Source organism: Endozoicomonas sp. ONNA2, from assembly GCF_024606365.1.
Lineage (GTDB): Bacteria > Pseudomonadota > Gammaproteobacteria > Pseudomonadales > Endozoicomonadaceae > Endozoicomonas.
Genome location: NZ_JAHHPO010001037.1, coordinates 1 through 1,787, shown reverse-complemented (window position 1 = coordinate 1,787; position 1,787 = coordinate 1). Strand labels below are relative to the sequence as shown.

Sequence of the window (1,787 nt, the reverse complement as noted above, 5' to 3'; positions counted from 1 at the left end):
ATGTTAGTGGTTGCCATTAGTAATGCCGCTCCAAATCAACCGATTGAATAACAGTACCCACGCCACTTGCGCTAATACTGGTGGCCAGACATAGGGCTTGCCAGTCTCCCGTTATATCCTGAACCTCGACCAGCATACCCGGCTCAATTAATCCGGGCGCCGTGCTGGTATCCGTCAATGGCAGCTCGATGGTAGTAATGCTCTGATTGCCACCCTTGGCCAGCTCATTGCGGCCCCGCTCAGTGTTGACCTGTGTTTCGGTAAGCCAGTCTTCCAGAATATCCGGCGCCGGATTGCCCCCATTGGTCCCCGTTCTTTTGACATTGACCGCAACCCCTGCATTGGTCCCGGAAACATACACGGCATTGTAAGCCTGCTCCGGTCGCCAGTTGGCGCTTAAGCTAATGACCATACTGGCCGGAACAATCTTATCCATAGTGGCGGTATTCCAGTGCCAAGGGCTGGCAGGATATCGGGGCTGAATGCTTACCTTATCATCATAACGGCTTGGGATAATGACTGATCCGGCTGTGGTTGCCACCTTGGCCACCACCTGCATAGCGGTCTGGTTCTGATAGCTGAATGAACCTCCGGGCATAATCCAATCCGGTGTGTTGTAGTCGCTCAGGTCAGGGTAGGTGGCCGAAAATCCGGTATTGGCCAGCTCTTCAGTAATGGCCTGTTTGGCGTTTAGGTTGGCGCTGTTACTCTTGCTTCTCTGTGGCGCATAAGGGGCTGCTAACAGTTGGGTTCTACTGCTGCCATACAGGGTGTAACGCTCATCCCCCAATCGTCTATCAGTGCTGTAACGTTCGATGATAAATACCCATTTCCAGCCGTTTATATCCACCTCAATCTGCTTGGGACCGTTCTCGTCCGGCTCTACCAGTGCGATATTGGAAGCCCCCCACAGCTGGCCGGTAAAGCTCCATGAAAAGCTATCAATATCCAGGCTGATTTCCATTGAAGGCAGCTCAAGCGGTGTCCGGGCAGGCAATACAACGGCAGTAATAATGTTCATTAGCAGATAACTCTCCCTGATCTCTGGCTGTACCGGCTCTGGCTTTTCAATAACCTCCGGTTGTTTCTCCCCACCATAGTTGCCAGTAACGCTCTCATCCCTGGCTTTCTGGCCAAAACCCCACGGCAGGATAACCGGCTTATCCTCGGCCCGGTTGCTCTGGAAGGTAAAGCGTCGCTTGCTATCCACAGGGACAGCTGAGGTTTGTTGGTCAAAGGCACCAATCTGAAAAAATACCCTGCCGTTTGCCTGTGGCTCATACTCCCGTTCTTGAAAGGTAAAGTTCAGCGGTTGCTGTGGGTGAATATAAGCCGGGCTTTGCCACTTTCTGGAACCGTAAAGATCAACCGATTGCATGCCCTCAGATAGGTTACTATCCCGCTGCGCTGGATGATTCCAGGGTAAGGCCTGCCCCATATCCTGCGCCTGAATGCTTTTATCCCACCCACTTTGCTTTTGGCTTTCTTTTGGCTGTGGCCGCTGCCAACGGGCGCCAGCTGTGGCCTGTTTATTCTGGCTTTGCCCATGACTAAAACTAACCTTAACTTGCTTTTTAGCCACTGCTCCCCAAAACAGGCCAAGCGGTGAGGCTTCTACAAGCTTTGCCTGCACACTACTTTGCCGCCGGGTAGTGCTAACAGGGCGACTGCTGGAATAGCCCGCAGAAAAGACCTGCTGACGACTGGGCGCTCCTTGCCATTGGCTTTGATAAGGAGCTGTCCTGAAATAACTTCGACATTTCTACAGACGCTACCCGCTACCCGCC

General features: G+C 52.8%; 1 protein-coding gene. It reads right to left on the bottom strand.

Annotation, left to right across the window (positions count from 1 at the left end; translation table 11 throughout):
- Positions 1-16: 16 nt before the first annotated feature.
- Positions 17-1,633, bottom strand: a complete 1,617-nt coding sequence (locus KDK14_RS18400) for a hypothetical protein (protein WP_257266657.1) — start codon at positions 1,631-1,633, stop codon at positions 17-19.
- Between the last annotated feature and the right edge of the window lie 154 nt (positions 1,634-1,787).